The sequence below is a fragment of the Kitasatospora sp. NPDC093679 genome, from assembly GCF_040683455.1.
GTDB lineage: Bacteria > Actinomycetota > Actinomycetes > Streptomycetales > Streptomycetaceae > Kitasatospora > Kitasatospora arboriphila.
This window is the reverse complement of sequence record NZ_JBFBDW010000002.1, coordinates 303,910-319,649: the sequence shown is the minus strand read 5'-3', so window position 1 is coordinate 319,649 and position 15,740 is coordinate 303,910. Positions and strand designations below refer to the sequence as shown.

The window sequence follows — 15,740 nt, the reverse complement described above, 5'->3', positions numbered from 1 at the left end:
GCGGGCCCCCGGGCCTCCTCCCCCTCGGGCGCCCCCCCCCCCCCGGGGCCCCGCCCGCGGGGGGGGGGGCCCCCCCCGCCCCCCCCCCCCCCCCCCCCCACCGCGGAAGGACCCGAGATGACCCGGACGGCCGACCCGGCGCCGCCGCAGCAGGACCGCTGGGGCTTGGTCGCCGTCGCCGGGCTGCTGTCGTTCACCGCCCTGCTGGACATGAACGCCGTCAACCTGGCGCTGCCCTCCGTCGCGGACGGCCTGGGGGTCGCCCAGAGCACCGCCCAGTGGGCCGCGCTCGGCTACCAGCTCCCGCTGGTGGCCCTGCTGCTGCCGGCCGGCCGGTGGCTGGACGGGGTCGGGCTGCGGGCCGCCGTGCAGCTGGCCGCGGGCGGGTACGCGCTGGGCGGCGCCGCGTCCGCGCTCGCTCCGGCGGCGGGCTGGCTGATCGCCGCACGGGCCGTCCAGGGAGTGTTCGGCGCGCTGGTGTTCGTCCTGATGCCGGTGCTCGCGGCGCGGGCCGTCCGACCCGCGCTGCGGGCCCGGGCGTTGAGCGTGCCGGCCACCCTCGGCCCGCTCGGCGCGGTCACCGGGCCGGCGCTCGGCGGCCCGCTGCTGGACGCGGCGGGCTGGCGGGCCGTCCTGCCGCTGGCCGTGCCGGTCTGCCTCGCCGCGCTGTGGACGGTGCGGCGCACCGCGCCGCAGGGCCCGCCCTGGGACGGCCCGCTGCACCCGCCGGACCGGACGGCGCTCGCCGACGCGGCGCTGGTCGGCGGCGCGGTCGCGGCGGTGCTGCTCGCCCTCACCCTCGCCCCCGGCCGGTGGACGCTGCTGCCACTGGCCGCCGCGGCGGTCGTCCCCGCGGCCGTGTGGCTGCGCCGCCCGGCCGGACGGACGACGGCCGCGCTGCTGGCCCCGGTGCACGGCGCGGTGGCGGCCCTGGCGGCCGCTGTCGCCGCCGTGCAGTACCTCACCGCGCTGCGCCTCCAGCGGGACACCGCCGCCGGTGCCACCGCCACCGGCCTGACCCTGCTCTGCTTCCCGCTCGCGATGGCGCTGGCCGGCCGGGCCGGCGGGCGGATCGCCGACCGCCTCGGCGCCCGGCGGACGGCCCGCACCGGCGCGGCCGTCACCACCGCCGGACTGCTGCTCCTGCTCGGCGCCGACGGCACCTTGCAGGACACCGCCTGGCGGCTCGCCCTCGCCGGCTGCGGCATGGGGCTGTACGGCGGGCCGGTGCAGGCCCTGGCACTCGCCGCCGCCCCGCCCGGGCGGATGGGTGCCGCCGGCTCCACCGTCCAACTCGCCCGCAGCCTCGGCTTCGCCCTCGGCCCGGCCCTGGCCACCGCCGGCGCCGCTGCCGGGAGCCCGCGCACCGGGCTGGCCGCGGCCGCGGCCTGCGCCGGGGCGGCGGTCGTCCTGCTCGCCGTCCCCGGGCGATCCACGTCCTGACCGTCCGCCACCTCCGGAGGAGTTCCGCCATGCCCGTACCCGAGCCCGTCTGCCCGTTCGCCGGTGACGCCCCGTCCGAACCTCTGCCGCTGCCCGAGCCTCTGCCGCTGCCCGAGCCGGTACCGTCGCCCGACCCGGTGCCGCTGTCCGGCCGGGCGTACAAGCGCGACCCGTACCCGCTCTACCGCCGGCTGCGGGAGGCCGGGCCGGTGCACCGGGTCCGCTTCCCGAGCGGTGTCGCCGCCTGGCTGGTCACCGGCTACGCGGCCGCCCGGGACGCCCTCACCGATCCCCGGCTGGGCAAGGACCACGCCCTCGGCAACGCGGCCTGGCGCCGGCGTGCCTCAATCATGCCCGAGCCGCAGCACTCGCAGCTGCAGGTCCACCTGCTGCACCAGGACGCCCCCCGGCACACCGCGATGCGCGCCCTGCTCGGCGACGCCTTCGCGCCCCGCCGGGTGGCCGGACTCCGGCCGCGGTTCCAGCAGTTCGCCGACCGGCTGGTGGACGCACTGCCGGCCACCGGCGGCGCCGACCTGGTCGCCGGGTTCGCCGCCCGCTTCCCGTTCCTGGTGCTCGCCGAGGTGATCGGGCTGCCCGACGAGCTGGCGGCCCGCTTCGACCGGGACTGGGGCAAGGTCGTCCAGCCGGTCGGCCCCGAGGACCCGGCCAGGCCCGCGTACGAGGCCCGGTTGCGGGCGCTCCAGGGGTACATCGCCGAGGTGGTCTCGGCGAAGCGGACCGCGCCCGCCGACGGGGACCTGCTGGCCCGGCTGGTCGCCGCGCACGACGACGGCGCGCTGACCCGCGAGGAGCTGGACTCGATGGTCTTCCAACTCCTCGTCGCCGGCCAGGAACCGGTCACCAACCAGATCTCCACCATGCTGATGACGCTCTTCCACCACCCCGGCCAACTGGACCGGCTGCGGGCCGAACCCGCGCTGGTGCCCCGGGCCGTCGAGGAACTGCTGCGTCACGACGGCGCGTTCGAGCTCACCACCTGGCGCTTCTTCGCCGAGGACAGCGACCTGCACGGCACCCGCGTCCCGGCCGGCGACTCGGTGATCGTCTCGCTGGCGGCCGCCGGACGCGACGGCGCGCAGTTCCCGGACGCCGACACGCTCGACCTCGGCCGCACACCCAACGCCCACCTGGCCTTCGGCCACGGCGCGCACTTCTGCCCCGGCGCCGCGCTCGCCCGGGCCGAGCTGCAGATCGCCCTCGGCACCCTGCTCGCCCGGCTGCCGGGCCTGCGCCCGGCCGGCGACCTCGACGCCGTCGAGTGGATCCCCGCCGTCCTCGCCCGCGGCGTCGACCGCCTCCCGGTGGCGTACGACCGCCGGCTCTGATCCCGGCCGCACGACGACCGGACCACCCGCCGCGACCCGACCACACCCCGACCACACCCCGGAGTCCCGCATGCCGCCCGTCGGCACCCTCACCGCACCGCCGCGCCCCGGACAGCCCCGTCCCCCGCTCCCGACCGCGGTCGAGCGCACCAGCACCGCCGTCCTGGAGCTGCTGCTCCCGCACCGGCGCTCCTGCGACGGCGCCCCCGACCTGCCCGCCGCCGCCTTCCCGGCCCAGCTGCGGCGGATCGCCGGCTTCGTGGCCGCCGGGGAGCCGGTCGTCCTCACCCTGCCGGGCTTCCCCTGCAAGTCGCCCAGCCCGGCGAAGGTGCTCGGCCACCTGCCCGACGAGGGCGAACGGCTCTCCCTCGCCTTCCTGGACGGGCTCTGCGCCCAGGTCGCCCGGGTCCACCCGCCGGGCGCCCGCCTGGTGATCTGCTCGGACGGCCACGTCTTCGGCGACCTCGTCGGGGTGCCGGACGCGCACATCGACGAGTACGCCGACGAACTCGCCGCCACCGTCCGCCGCGAGGGGCTGCGCCGGCTCTCCCTCTTCGACCTGCGCGACGTCCTCGGCGACCTGCCGTACGACGCCAAGCGCGCCCTGGTCGACGACCGGTACGCCCCGGCGCTGGAGGAGCTGCGGGCCGAGGTGCGCAGCGATCCGGACACCCTGGCGCTGTACCGCGGCATCACCCGCTTCCTGCTCGACGACACCGTCGGCTTCACCGGCACCCGCTCCGCCCTGCAGCGGGAGTGCCGGCGCCGCGCGTACGAGGTCGTCCGGCGCAGCCGTGCCTGGGGCGCCCTGATCGAGGAGCACCATCCGCGCGCCGTCCGGCTCTCGATCCATCCGCAGCGGGCCGGCGCCGAGAAGTTCGGCCTGCGGCTGCTCGACGCGGCCGACCCGTGGACCACCCCGTGGCACTCCTGCGTGGTGCACCACCCGGATGGGAGAAGGGAGTTGATGCACCGTGCGGAGGCGGAGCGGCTCGGCCGCACGGTGCTGCGCCACGGCCGGCCGAGCCACGTCGAGGCCACCGGCTGAGGGGCTGTCCTCCAGGCACGGGTCCTCCAGGTACGGGTCCTTCAGGTGCGGGTGCGGCCGGTCAGGTCGCGGGTGGTGCGGGGGTCGAGGTCGGCGGCGAGACGGGTGAGGTGGTGGCGCTGGTCGCCGTCCAGGCCGAGGGCCGGGTCGTCGGCGACCCGCAGCAGGGCGGCCGCCGCGGCGCCGCGGCCGACCGGTGCCAGGGCGGTGGTGAGCGCCCGGCGGCGGGCGTCCTCGTCGTGGCCGCCCTGGTGCGCGAGGTCCAGCTCGAAGACGTAGAAGGCCCGCTCGGTGAGGCCCCGGTGGGCCCGCCGGGCCCGGGGGTCGTGGTCGTCCGCGCCGAGTGCGAGCCGGCCGCCGTCCGCGGCGGCCCGGCGGGCGGCCCGGGCCGCGCCGGCCCGTTCGCCCGTGGCGACGGTCCCGGCCAGCTCGTCGGCGAGCAGGGGGAGTTCCGCGGAGCGGCGGTCGGGTGCGGTGGCGGGCATCGCGACCGTGAGCGCGCAGGCGGCGAGCAGCGCGGTCCGCTCCCCCGGGTGCAGGTCGGGCGGGCCGTCCGCGTTCCCGGCGCCGAGGACCGCGGTGCCGGCGAGGGTGCAGTACTCCTGCTCGTCGAGCCGGCCCTCGCCGCGGACGACGTCCTGGCTGCTGGCCCGGGCGAGCGCCCGGGCGGTCTGCTCCAGCGCCCGGCCGTGCGCGGCGGCGGCCTGCCGCCCGGCGAGCCGCCGCACCCAGGCGGCGGCCCGGGCACCGGCCGCGGCGGCGCGGTGCATGGCCGCGAGGTCCTCGCCGGCGGCGGCCCGCGCGCCCTGTTCGAAGCCCCGCCCCACCACCCGGGCGACCTGGTCGAAGGTGGCCGGGAGCGGCAGCCAGGGCAGTGGGGAGATCGTCATACCGGGTCCAACCGCCGGACGCCCGGACGGGTCACGGTCCCGGGCCGCGGCCGCCGCCCGCCCCCGCCCGCTCCCGGCCCGGTGTGCGGGTGTCGAACACCGTCCCGGGCCGCGCGGGCGGCCGTGCCGGGGGAAAACGCCTGGCGGCACGCCCACCGGGCCCGGAGAATCCACCCGCATGGGAGCCGACATCCACGGCTTCGTGGAGTGCCGGGCCACCCACGGAGTGCTCGACGAGAACGACGACATCCGCTGGGAGCCGGCGGTGGACCTCGATCTGCTGTACGGCGGCCGGAGTTACGACGCCTTCGGCTGTCTGTTCGGCGTGCGCAACCATGCCGGGTTCCGCCCGCTCGCCGACGGACGGGGCCTGCCCGGCGACGTGACGGCCGAGGTCCGGCGGGCGTACGAGGTGTGGGGCCGGGACGCCCACGGCGCGTCCTGGGTCTCCTGGGCGGAGTTGGCCGCGGTGGACTGGGACGAGCCGGCCGAGGCCGTGGACGAGCGGGTCGAGGAGTACTCGCTCGTGCCGACCCGCGGCTGGGTGCGCACCGGCAAGTCCTTCCGCGACACCGGGGGCCGGCCGGAGGGTGCCGCCTGGATCCAGGACGGGCGGCTGCTGCGCACCGTCCGCATGGTGCGCCGCGACGCCGTGCCCCCGGACGGCCCGTGGGCCCCGGTGTGGCAGGTCATGGGTGCGCTGGCCGGGGTGCACGGCGCGGCGAACGTCAGGCTGGTGGTGTGGTTCGAGGGCTGAGGGGTTGCGGCCGGGGCGTTCGGCGGCCGGCCCGGGCCCGGTGGTCGAAGGCGATCAGCGGATCGCCGGTGAGCGGGTGGTCGACCACCGCGGCGCGGACGCCGAAGACCTCGGCGAGCAGCTCGGCCGTGAGCACCTCGCGCGGCGGGCCGGAGGCCACCACGGCCCCGTGGTGCAGCACGTGCAGGCGGTCGCAGAGCGAGGCGGCGGCGTTGAGGTCGTGCAGCGAGATCAGGGTGGTGCGGCGGCGGGCCCGGAGCAGGGCCAGCAGGTCGATCTGGTGCTGCACGTCGAGGTGGTTGGTCGGCTCGTCCAGCACCAGGACCTCCGGCTGCTGGGCGAAGGCCCGGGCCAGCAGCGCGCGTTGGCGTTCACCGCCGGAGAGCGAGGCGAAGCCGCGGTGTTCGTGGCCCTGCAGGCCGACCTCGGCGAGGGCCTCGGCGACCAGCTCGCGGTCGGCGGCGGACTCGCCGGCGAAGGCCCGCTGGTAGGGGGTGCGGCCCAGCGCGACCATCTCGCGGACGGTGAAGTCGGCCTCCGCGCCGCGTTCCTGCGGCAGGGCGGCGATCCGCCGGGCGGCCTCGGCGGCGCCGAGCGAGCGCAGGTCGCGACCGGCGAGCAGGACCCGGCCCGCGTGCGGCCGCAGGTGGCGGTAGACGGTGCGCAGCAGGGTGGACTTGCCGCTGCCGTTGGGCCCGACCAGGCCGACGGTCTCGCCCTCGGCGGCGAACAGCCGGGCGCCGGTGAGCACGTCGCGGCCGGCCAGCCGGACGGTCAGGTCCTCGATGTCGATCCTCATCGGTGCTCCGGTCGTCGGTCGAGCAGGTACAGCAGGACGGGCGCGCCGAGCAGCGCGGTGACCACGCCGATCGGGACCTCCTGGGTGGCGAGGGCCGTCCGGGCGAGGGTGTCGACGGCGGTGAGCAGCACGGCGCCGGTGAGGGCGGCGAGCGGCAGCAGCCGCCGGTGGTCGCCGCCGACGAGCAGCCGGCAGACGTGCGGCACGAGCAGGCCGACGAAGCCGATGGCACCGGAGACGGCGACCATCACGCCGGTCAGCAGGCTGGTGGCGGTGAAGAGTTCGCGGCGCAGCCGGGCGACGTCGACGCCGAGGCCGGTGGCGGTCTCGTCTCCGACGGCCAGCGCGTTCAGCGCCCTGGCGCGGGCCTGCAGGTGGACGGCGCCGAGGGCGACCGCCGCGCAGGGCAGCGCGAGTTGGCTCCAGGTGGTGCCGCCGAGGCTGCCCATCAGCCAGAACAGCACGCCGCGGGTGCGCTGTTCGTCGCCGGCCTGCAGGACGAGGAAGCTGGTGAACCCGGCGAGGAACTGGCCGATGCCGATGCCGGCGAGCACCAGCCGCAGCGGGGCGAAGCCGCCGCCGCGCCGGGCGATCGTCCAGACCAGGGCGAAGGCGGTGAGCGCGCCGGCGAAGGCCGCGCCGGAGAGGCCGAGTCCGAGGCCGGCGCCGGCCGCGGTGCCGAGCACGGTGACGGCGACGGCGCCGAGGGTGGCGCCGGAGGAGATGCCGAGCAGGTAGGGGTCGGCGAGCGGGTTGCGGACGAGGGCCTGGACGGCGGTGCCGACGAGGCCGAGTCCGGCGCCGACGACGGCCGCCAGCAGGGCGCGGGGGGCGCGCAGTTGCCAGACGATCAGGTCGCGGGTGCCGGGCTCCGCCGGGCGGCCGGTGAGGTGGCGGGTGACGATGCCCCACACTTCGGCGGGCGGCACGTCCACCGCGCCGAGCGAGACGGCGAGGGTGAGGGCGACCGCCAGGGCGAGCGCGAGGGCGCCCGCCACCGCGCCGGTGCGCGGGGTCGCGGACCTTCGGACGGCCGGGGCCGCGTCCGGTGCTGCGGTGGCGGCCATCTAGCGGCCTTCCACGGTGAGTCCGGGGTGGACGGCGCGGGCGACGGCGAGCACCGTGTCGGCGTTGCGGACGCCCGCGATGGTGGTCACCTCGGAGCCGATCCGGACGAAGTGGCCCGCGCGGACGGCCTTCAGCTCCCGGGTCGCGGGGAAGTCGCGGAGGAAGGCCTCGGCCTGTTCGTAGGCCTTGCGGGTCTCGGCCTCGCTGCCGCGGTTGCGGACGCCGAGCTGGATCCAGTCGGGGTCGGCGGCGACGACGTCCTCCCAGGAGACGGGCTTGAAGGTGCCCTTGCAGTCGGCGAAGACGTTGCGGGCGCCGGCGAGGGTGATCACCGCGTTGGCGACCTGGCGGCCGCAGGCGGCCATCGGCTGCTTGGTGCCGGCGTCGGCGTCGAAGAAGAAGTAGGAGGGGCGGCGGTCGGCGGGGACGGCGGCGAGCGCGGTGCGCACGGCGCCGACGGTGCGATCCATCCCGGCCACCAGTTCCTCGGCGCGGGCCGTGGTGCCGGTGATCGCGCCGAGCCGGCGGATGTCGGCGGCCACCTCGGAGAGGTCCTGCTGCGGGCCGGTGAGCCGGTCGGCGCAGGCGGTGGAGCGCAGCTGGACGTGCTTGATGCCGGCCGCGGCGAACTCCTGCTCGGTGGGGGCGGCGCCCGTCGCCCCGCCCATGGCGCCCATCGAGGCGAAGGTGTCGACGTACAGGTCGGCGCCGGAGCCGAGCAGCTTCTCCTTGGCGATGACGGCGCGTCCGAGGACGGGGACGGCGGCGGCGCGCTCGGCCAGGTCGGCGGGCATCGTGCCGGTGCCGGGCGGGAACCCGGTGCCGATCACCCGGTCCCCGGCGCCGAGCCGGAGCAGCATCTCCAGGGCGGCGGCGTTGCTGGTGACGATCCTCCGGGGCGGCGCGTCGAAGACGGTCTCCGCGCCGGCGCAGTCGGCCGCCCGGACGGGGAATCCGCCGGTGGCCGCGGACGGTGCGGCGGAGCCGGTGCCCGCGGCGGGGGTGCCGCCGCCGCTCGCGCAGGCCGAGGTGAGCAGGGCGAGGGCGGCGGCCAGGCCGCACAGGGCGCGAGCGCGCATGGTGGTCTCCGGATGGTCCGTGCTGCGGGGCGGCGGCTGCCGGCCCGGTGCAGGTAGTCGGACGGATCCGGCCCGCGGTTCCGGCGGGTGCGGGGATTGCGGCGCGGGGTCGCGGCCGGCGGGGGCGGCCCGCCGTTCGTCCACGCTCCGTCAGGGATTCCTGACGGAGCGTCGCCGCCCCTCTGTACGCGGGGCGGATGTCATGGTGACATGTACGCGACAGACCGCCGGGGCGGAGTCCCGCCCGGCGGCCGTGCACGATCGGAAGGAAACGCCTTGATCGTTCGCATGCTCGTCGCCGTCGGCGCCACCGCCGCCTCACTGGTCGCCGCCCCCGCGGCCTCGGCCGCGGCGCCCACCGGCCCGTGGACCACCCCTCCGCCGCCGGACAAGATCGTGATCAACGTGGCCACCGTCAACGGCTCCGGGTGTCCGGCCGGCACGGCCGCCGTCGCGGTCTCCCCCGACAACACGGCCTTCACCGTGACCTACAGCGATTACCTGGCGCAGGTGGGCGTCGGCTCCAAGCCGACCGACTTCCGCAAGAACTGCCAGCTCAACCTGAACGTGCACGTGCCGCAGGGCTTCACCTACGCCATCGCCTCCGCCGACTACCGCGGCTTCGCCCACCTGGAGCGCGGCGCCGTCGGCACGCAGAAGGCCAACTACTACTTCCAGGGCTCGCCGCAGACCACCTCCAGCAACCACCAGTTCAAGGGCCCGCTGGACGACAGCTGGCAGGCCACCGACTCGGTGGACGTGGCCGCCCTGGTCTTCGCGCCCTGCGGCGAGCTCCGCAACTTCAACATCAACACCGAGCTGCGGCTCAGCGCCGGGACGTCCGACACCGCCAAGACCACCAGTTTCATGACGATGGACTCCACCGACGGCGACATCAACACCGTCTACCACCTGGCCTGGAAGACCTGCCCCTGACCCTGCCGCACCACCACGACTCCCGCCCGGTCCCACCCCCGGCCACCGTCGGGACCGGGCGGGCCCGCCCGGCGCAGGGGGCGCCGACTCTCCTCGGCGCCCCCTGCGCCCGTCCGTCCGCGGGCCGCCCCGGCGACAGGGCGGCCCGCGGCCGTCAGGCGACGGTGCGGCGGCTCTCGGCGGCCGTGACCAGGGCGCCGTGGAGCTCGGCGCGGACCCCGAGGGTGCCGGCGGTGATCTCGACCGCGTCGGCGACCGCGGGCTGGGCGTAGCGGTCGACGGACTCGCGGACGCCCGTCACCAGGGGCGTACCGGCCTGGCCGAGCTCCCCGCCGATGATGATCGCGGCGGGGTTGAGGCAGTTGACCAGGTCGGCGAGGACGCGGCCGAGGGTCCGGCCGGCGTCGGTGATCACGCGGGCGGCGGCGGGACGGCCGCCGAGCTCGTCGAGCGGCGGGATCTCCTCGGGCACGTTCCCGCGGTCGGCGCTGGCCAGTACGTGGGTGAGCCGGCGCCGGACCTCCGCAACGGAGACGACCGTCTCCAGGCAGCCGCGGTTGCCGCAGCGGCACCAGCTGGTGGCGCCGGGCAGCTGGATGTGGCCGATCTCGCCGGCCAGGCCGGTCGCGCCGCGGTAGAACTGGCCGCCGAGCACGAGGCCGCTGCCGACGCCGTGCGAGGCCTTGACGTAGATGAGGTCGTTGAGACCGCGGCCGGCGCCGAGTGCGCGCTCGCCGCGGGCACCCATCTCGGCGTCGTTGGCGACCGCGACGGGCATCCGGAGGCGGCGGGCGAGCTCGGCGGCCGGGTCGAGGCCGATCCACTTGGCGAGGATGGTGGGCGCGCGGACGGCCCGGGTGCGCAGGTCCATGGCGGCGGGGATGCCGGCCGCGGCCGCGCCGACGGCCTCCGGTCCGCAGCCGGCCTGGCGCATCGCCTCGACGGCGAGGTCGGCGGCGGTGTCCAGGGCGCGCTGCGGGTGGTCGTCGATGTCGAGCAGCGCGGTGGCCTCGCCGAGCACGGTACCCTCGCCGGTGCCGACGGCGGCGGTGATGTGGGCGTGGCCGAGGTCGAGGCCGAGGACGAGCCCGGTGTCGCGGCTGAGCGCGACCACGGCGGCCGGGCGGCCGCGTCCGGTGACCGGGCCGGTGGGGGCGGGCTGCTCGGTGACGGCGCCCTCGGCGCGCAGGTCGGCGACCGCGCTGCTGACCGCGGACCGCGACAGGCCGGTGAGCCGCCCCAGGTCGGAGCGGCTGAGCGCGCCGTACTCGGCGAGCACGGCGAGCAGGGCGGTGCGGGTGCGCAGCCGCCGGGCGGAGAGGGCGGCCGACTCGTGGAGGTCGCTCATACATGCACCGTACTGGCTCCCGAACTAATTCATCCGCCGGACGGAATATTTACTCCATATCTCGTCCTCTTGACGGACATATTTCACCCTCATACGGTGATACGGATCGCACAGGTCCGAACGCCACGGAGCTCCAACGCCCGTCACGTCCGCACGGGAGAGGAAGCACGTCCGATGACCAAGAGGTCCCGAGCGGCATCGCCGCACCTGTTCCGCTGGCGGGTGGAGATTCCGCACCAGTCCGGTGACACCGGGCCGGACGGCACGCCCGACACCGGTGTCCACCTCTTCATCGTCGACGCCTCCGAGGCCGACCACGCACTGGAGCAGGCACTCGCCCGGGCGGAGTCCGAGGACGCCCGCCGGCACCGCCGCCACACCCCGCTCGCGGTGGACCTGCACCGGGTCTCCGTGGTCAAGCTCTGCCACGTGGCCTGAACCGCCCGCCGAAGCGCCCGGCCCGGCCGGGCGCGCCCGGCTCCACCAGCGCGTACGCCAGTAGCAGACCGAGCAGCGGCACCGCACACAGCGCCGCCAACACGCCCTGCGGCCCGTGCGCCCGGGCCAGCAGCCCCAGCAACGGCCCGCACAGCCCGCCGGCGCTGACGCCGAGCCCCAGCGTCACCCCGGCCGCGATGCCGGGGCGGCCGGGCAGGTAGTCCTGGCCCAGCTTCACCATCACCGCGAACGGCACGTTGAGCGCCGCCCCGGTCAGCACCGCGAACACCAGCGGCAGCAGGCCGCCCGGCGCCAGGCAGAGACCCGCCAGTGCGGGCACCGTGAGCGCGGTGCCCAGCCGCGCCGCGGCCACCGCGCCGGTCCGGTCCGCGAGCCGGCCGCCGAGCAGCGTCCCGGCGACACCGCCGCCGAGGAAGCCGGCCAGTGCCGCACCGGCAAGCGCGTGCGAGGCGCGCAGGTCGCGCAGCCAGTGCAGCCCCAGGAAGGTGCCGACCCCGAAGAACACCACCGACCGCGCCACCTCGACCCCGGTCAGCACCAGGAACGGCGACCACCGGTCCGGCCCCGCCGGTGCGGCCGCGGCCGTCGCGACGGCCCGCTCCCGCTCCCGCTGTCGCTGCCGGTGGCGCAGCAGCACCCAGCCGGTGATCAGCGCGGGCGGCACGAACAGCACCGTGGACCGCACGCCCCAGGCCGCCAGCACCGGCGTGGCCAGCACCGGGGCGAGGAAGAAGCCGACGCTGCCGCCCGCCGCGAACACGCTCATCGCCGTCGTGCTGCCGCCCGCCGCCTCCCGCGCGGACCGCCCGGCCGCCGGTGGAACATCGCCACCCCGAGCCCGGACAGCAGCACCAGCAGCCAGACCGCGGCGTACGAGGACACCAGCCCCGCCGCACCGAGGCCGACCCCGGCCAGGGCCACGCCGAGGGCGGCCGTCCCGCCGAGCCGCCAGCGGTCCACGGCCAGTCCGACGAAGGGCTGCGGCACGGCGCTGCCGACGGTGGCCGCCATCGCGAGCCCGCCGACCGCCACGTAGTCGTAGCCCCGGTCGAGCGCGAAGTACGGCACCACCGCGGGGACGAGGCCCTGGTAGAAGTCGTCGACTGGGTCCGGCGGGATCAGATCGATTCCGGGCAGCGCCCGGGGACGACGACGGAGGAGTCCGCGCAGATCAATGCGATGAAGAAGGAGATCGCCGAGCTGAAGCGGGCGAACGAGATCCTCAAGGCCGCGGCGAGTTTCTTCGCGGCCGAGCTCGACCGGCCACATCTGCGCTCGTAGCGTTCATCGACGGGCACCGGGGCCGCCTCGGCGGTGTCGAGCCGATCTGCCGCGTGCTCTCCGAGCACGGCTGCAGCATCGCCCCCTCCACCTACTACGCCTTCAACAACCTTGTCGAGTGCGCCCGTTCGGTCCGCGATGCGGAACTGAAGGATCTGATCACGACAACGTACGAGGACAACTTCCGGGTCTACGGCGCCCGCAAGATCTGGCGCGAGTTGAACCGCCGCGGCCACGCGGTGGCCCGCTGCACCGTCGAGCGGCTGATGCGGGACCTGGGCATCACCGGAGCCGTCCGCGGCAGGCGCGTGGTCACCACAGTTCCCGACCCGTCCGCCGAACGGGCCCCGGACCTGGTCGACCGCGACTTCGTCGCGCCGGCGCCAAACCGGTGCTGGGTTGCGGACTTCACGCATGTGGCAGCATTCGCCGGCGTCGTCTACGTCGCGTTCGTCGTGGACACCTTCTCGCGCCGCATCGTCGGCTGGTCCGCCGCGACCACGAAGCGGACAAGGCTCGTCCTGGACGCCCTGGAGATGGCCTTGTGGCAGCGCGACCGCGACGGATGTCCGCCCAGGCGGGGCGAGTTGATACATCACAGCGACGCGGGCAGTCAGTACACGTCTTTCCGCCTGGCCGAGCACCTCGACGCCGCCGGCATCGCAGCCTCCATCGGGTCGGTCGGCGACGCCTACGACAACGCCCTCATGGAGTCCACGATCGGGCTGTTCAAGACCGAGCTGATCAAGCCCCGGCGGCCGTGGCGCACGCTTGCCGGCTGTGCGCGGCGCGACGGACCGGGGCAGCGGCGCGGGTGGTGCGGTACGCGCCCCGCTGGGAGTGGGTGTGTGTGCGGCACTGGCGGTGGGCGTTGGATGCGGACGCCGACCAGCCGCTGGAACACCTGGATCTGCGCGGGCTTCCCGAAGCGGCGGCGGCGCAGCGGCGGTGGGCGAGGGTGGTGCGGCGGTGGGCGAGGGTGGGGCGGCGGGCTGCGCGGTTGGGGGTTGGGCCTGGGGAGGTGTTCGGGGCGGTGCGTACGCGGTGGTGTGCCGGTGGTGGGATCAGGCGCTGCAGTGGGAGCAGGAGCGGGTGTGGCCGGCGCGGTTGCACACCGTGGCGGATGCTGTGGCTGGCGTGCTCCAGAACAACGGACAAGGCGAACACGACGGCGTCACGGTCTTCTCTCCGGGCCGATGAATTCGAGCGAGTCGGGCGCGGTCGCCGGGCGGGGCGTGGTTCACGGCTGGTACTGCTGGTAGGCGAGGCCGTTGCTGTCTCCCCCCGGGCTGTGGACGGTGACGGTGATCGTGCCGGGTGTTCCCGGCGGCGCGGTGGCGAGGACCAGGTTGTCGGAGGCCGCGGCGAAGGACACTGGAGTACCGCCGAAGCGGACCTCATCGGCGTAGGTGAGGTTACTACCGGCGATCGCGACGTCGGCCCCCCCGAACGCCGTCCCCTGGTCGGGAGTGAGACTCGTGATGACCGGGACCCCGACGTACGTGTAAAGGAAGCCGTTGTTAGTGCCGCCCGCCGTGGTGACGCTGACGCTCACCACCCCGACCGCGACCGCGGCCGGCACGGTGACGTCGAGATGGCTGTCGGAGATCACGGTCGGCGTCACGCTGTTGGCGCCGAACGTGACGGCCGTCGCGGTGGACAGCCCGGTACCGCCGATGGTGATGGTGTTGCCGCCTGTCATGGGACCCGACGTAGCGCTCAGGAAGGCCTTGAACGGCGCGCCGACGTAGAAGAACGACAGCGGGCTGCTGGTCCCGCCCGCGGTGGTCACGGTGACGTCCACCCTACCGGCGCCCGAGGGCGAGACGCACGTGACCGACGTGGCGGTGTTGGCTGTGATGGTGGCTGGCTTGCTGCCAAACCTCACGGCCGTGGCGCCGGACAGGCTCGTCCCGGTGATCGTCACCGTGGTCCCTCCACCCGTGGATCCTTGGTTTGGGCTGATAGGCATGACGTGCCTCCAGGACGGCTGATGTGCGTGGGCGTGGGGCGATCTCTCCTCTACGAGCGGTACGTCACCGATGCACATCAGCGACCGTACGGCGCTGTTGCGGATCTTCTTTCCGAGTCCTGGAGCCGACGGCTTGAGGTCACCCGGAATCCCGACCCGTCGACGTGGCCGCGGGTGGCCGGGCCTGAGAAGGGACTCCCGGCGCCGAGAAACGCGAACCGTCTTCCCGATCGGGCGGACGATCCGAACGGCGAGGGGAAGGAGCACGCCAGCCCGCAAGGTGCTGGGTGCTGCACTTGCGGGCACTCGGGAGCGGTCAGGACGGCAGCCGAACCCCGTTCGCCACGGTGGCACGCAATCGGCCGAAAGGACACGGGACCCGCTGGTTTCGACGAAGTGTGACTCCGCCGCATCAGCCGGGGCCGCCGCGGCAGCACCGGCCGATGGATCCTGCCCTCCGCGGGGGTGCCCATAGCGGCACCGGCCTGGAACGCCGCCGCTGAGGCCGGCGGCAGGCCAACTGCCACTCCCCCACGGAGGGTTGGGCGGCCCACCCGTTCGGATGCGTACAGTAACCCATTCGCACTACGACACTGGCAACCGCGGTGACAATACGTCACCCGAACGGCGGAGTCCTGCAACCGATCGAGGTTGCGGTAAATCGTGATCATGAAAGGGATCGGCGACGGTCTTCCGTCCGGTGAGTTCATCGTGGCCGGTGGACCGCCGGGCTGGACGTGAAGAACCATCAGCGGCGCTGGTCCAGCCGCCTCGTGGGAGGAGTTGCCGCTGGGCCGGCCTGCGCGGTCATCGAGGCCCTGCTCCCGGCCGGCGCGCCGATCCTGGCCGTCGGCGACACCCTGCTCCACCGGGCCGGGGCAGAAGGTCCTCGGCGTGGTGCGGGCCCACGACGGATCCCGCCGAGGCAAAGACTAGTTCGGGTTCGGGAACACCTGCGCCGTCTGTGCGATCGTGGTCCGCCCGCCCTCCCCGACCAGGCCGATCGCGCCGCCGGTGGCCGCCCGGCCGTGGCGTGGCAAGGGCGCCGCCTCCCGCACCGACCTGGCCCCGGACATGGTCCACGCCCCGGCCGCACCATTCACGTCATCGGCGACCTCGCCTGCCACTCTGGCAGGGTCTCCGACCTGCCCGGGACGGTCACGTTCACCGCTCGGACGCCCCGCAACGCCGCCCTGTTCGAGCCCACCCCGCCCCGCACGAACAAGCGTGGCAGGTCCCGCCCCCGCCGGTGGCGCTCACCGGATCAACACGACCATCTCACCCCGCAGGCGGCCGGGCCAGGGGGCGGTT

General features: G+C 75.6%; 16 protein-coding genes. 7 read left to right on the top strand and 9 right to left on the bottom strand.

Annotated elements, in window-relative coordinates:
• Positions 1–117: 117 nt before the first annotated feature.
• The 3 genes from AB0O09_RS03445 (at position 118) to AB0O09_RS03435 (ending at position 3,840) form a co-directional block, all read left to right on the top strand.
• A complete protein-coding gene (locus tag AB0O09_RS03445; protein WP_363539744.1) occupies positions 118–1,443 on the top strand; it encodes an MFS transporter in 1,326 nt (441 codons plus the stop codon).
• 29 nt (positions 1,444–1,472) lie between these two features.
• Positions 1,473–2,792 (top strand): cytochrome P450, encoded by a 1,320-nt coding sequence (locus tag AB0O09_RS03440; RefSeq protein ID WP_363539742.1) that lies wholly within the window; start codon positions 1,473–1,475, stop codon positions 2,790–2,792.
• A 70-nt stretch (positions 2,793–2,862) separates the two neighbouring features.
• Positions 2,863–3,840: an isocyanide synthase family protein gene (locus AB0O09_RS03435; RefSeq protein ID WP_363539740.1), complete on the top strand. Its 978-nt coding sequence runs from the start codon at positions 2,863–2,865 to the stop codon at positions 3,838–3,840.
• Positions 3,841–3,881: 41 nt separating this feature from the next.
• Here AB0O09_RS03435 and AB0O09_RS03430 read toward each other — a convergent pair whose 3' ends face one another.
• Complete coding sequence (locus tag AB0O09_RS03430) at positions 3,882–4,730, bottom strand: hypothetical protein (RefSeq protein ID WP_363539738.1); 849 nt, start codon at positions 4,728–4,730, stop codon at positions 3,882–3,884.
• Positions 4,731–4,908: 178 nt separating this feature from the next.
• Here AB0O09_RS03430 and AB0O09_RS03425 point away from each other — a divergent pair, with 178 nt between their 5' ends.
• Entirely contained in the window at positions 4,909–5,487 is a 579-nt protein-coding gene (locus AB0O09_RS03425) for a hypothetical protein (RefSeq protein ID WP_363539736.1), read from the top strand.
• Here AB0O09_RS03425 and AB0O09_RS03420 read toward each other — a convergent pair.
• From AB0O09_RS03420 to AB0O09_RS03410, 3 genes are read right to left on the bottom strand one after another with little or no spacing between them, the layout of a single operon-like run.
• On the bottom strand, positions 5,459–6,286 hold the full coding sequence (locus AB0O09_RS03420; protein ID WP_363539734.1) for an ABC transporter ATP-binding protein: 828 nt from the start codon (positions 6,284–6,286) through the stop codon (positions 5,459–5,461). The genes AB0O09_RS03425 and AB0O09_RS03420 overlap by 29 nt on opposite strands.
• Positions 6,283–7,353 (bottom strand): iron ABC transporter permease, encoded by a 1,071-nt coding sequence (locus AB0O09_RS03415; RefSeq protein WP_363539732.1) that lies wholly within the window; start codon positions 7,351–7,353, stop codon positions 6,283–6,285. Before AB0O09_RS03415 ends, AB0O09_RS03420 begins: the two co-directional genes overlap by 4 nt.
• Entirely contained in the window at positions 7,354–8,433 is a 1,080-nt protein-coding gene (locus AB0O09_RS03410; protein WP_363539730.1) for an ABC transporter substrate-binding protein, read from the bottom strand. It lies immediately after the preceding gene.
• A 279-nt stretch (positions 8,434–8,712) separates the two neighbouring features.
• Between AB0O09_RS03410 and AB0O09_RS03405 the strand changes: the two genes are divergently transcribed.
• The gene (locus AB0O09_RS03405) at positions 8,713–9,369 is read left to right on the top strand and encodes a DUF4360 domain-containing protein (protein WP_363539767.1); all 657 of its coding nucleotides are present in this window, start codon (positions 8,713–8,715) and stop codon (positions 9,367–9,369) included.
• Between the two features lie 154 nt (positions 9,370–9,523).
• Here the strand turns inward: AB0O09_RS03405 and AB0O09_RS03400 are convergent, their stop codons facing one another.
• The gene (locus tag AB0O09_RS03400; protein ID WP_363539728.1) at positions 9,524–10,717 is read right to left on the bottom strand and encodes an ROK family transcriptional regulator; all 1,194 of its coding nucleotides are present in this window, start codon (positions 10,715–10,717) and stop codon (positions 9,524–9,526) included.
• Positions 10,718–10,891: 174 nt separating this feature from the next.
• Between AB0O09_RS03400 and AB0O09_RS03395 the strand changes: the two genes are divergently transcribed.
• Positions 10,892–11,155 (top strand): hypothetical protein, encoded by a 264-nt coding sequence (locus AB0O09_RS03395; protein WP_344623908.1) that lies wholly within the window; start codon positions 10,892–10,894, stop codon positions 11,153–11,155.
• Here the strand turns inward: AB0O09_RS03395 and AB0O09_RS03390 are convergent.
• Together AB0O09_RS03390 and AB0O09_RS03385 are read right to left on the bottom strand one after the other, a co-directional pair.
• Positions 11,133–11,942, bottom strand: coding sequence for an MFS transporter (locus AB0O09_RS03390; protein ID WP_363539726.1), 810 nt, complete (start codon positions 11,940–11,942; stop codon positions 11,133–11,135). The genes AB0O09_RS03395 and AB0O09_RS03390 overlap by 23 nt on opposite strands.
• Complete coding sequence (locus AB0O09_RS03385; RefSeq protein ID WP_363539771.1) at positions 11,939–12,247, bottom strand: hypothetical protein; 309 nt, start codon at positions 12,245–12,247, stop codon at positions 11,939–11,941. The genes AB0O09_RS03390 and AB0O09_RS03385 overlap by 4 nt, the downstream gene beginning before the upstream one ends.
• A 215-nt stretch (positions 12,248–12,462) precedes the next feature.
• Here AB0O09_RS03385 and AB0O09_RS03380 point away from each other — a divergent pair, with 215 nt between their 5' ends.
• Entirely contained in the window at positions 12,463–13,719 is a 1,257-nt protein-coding gene (locus tag AB0O09_RS03380) for an IS3 family transposase (RefSeq protein WP_363539765.1), read from the top strand.
• On the opposite strand, the gene AB0O09_RS03375 is transcribed toward AB0O09_RS03380, so the two are convergent.
• Positions 13,698–14,429: an IPT/TIG domain-containing protein gene (locus AB0O09_RS03375; protein ID WP_363539724.1), complete on the bottom strand. Its 732-nt coding sequence runs from the start codon at positions 14,427–14,429 to the stop codon at positions 13,698–13,700. The genes AB0O09_RS03380 and AB0O09_RS03375 overlap by 22 nt on opposite strands.
• A gap of 932 nt (positions 14,430–15,361) precedes the next feature.
• Entirely contained in the window at positions 15,362–15,556 is a 195-nt protein-coding gene (locus AB0O09_RS03370) for a hypothetical protein (RefSeq protein ID WP_363539722.1), read from the bottom strand.
• Between the last annotated feature and the right edge of the window lie 184 nt (positions 15,557–15,740).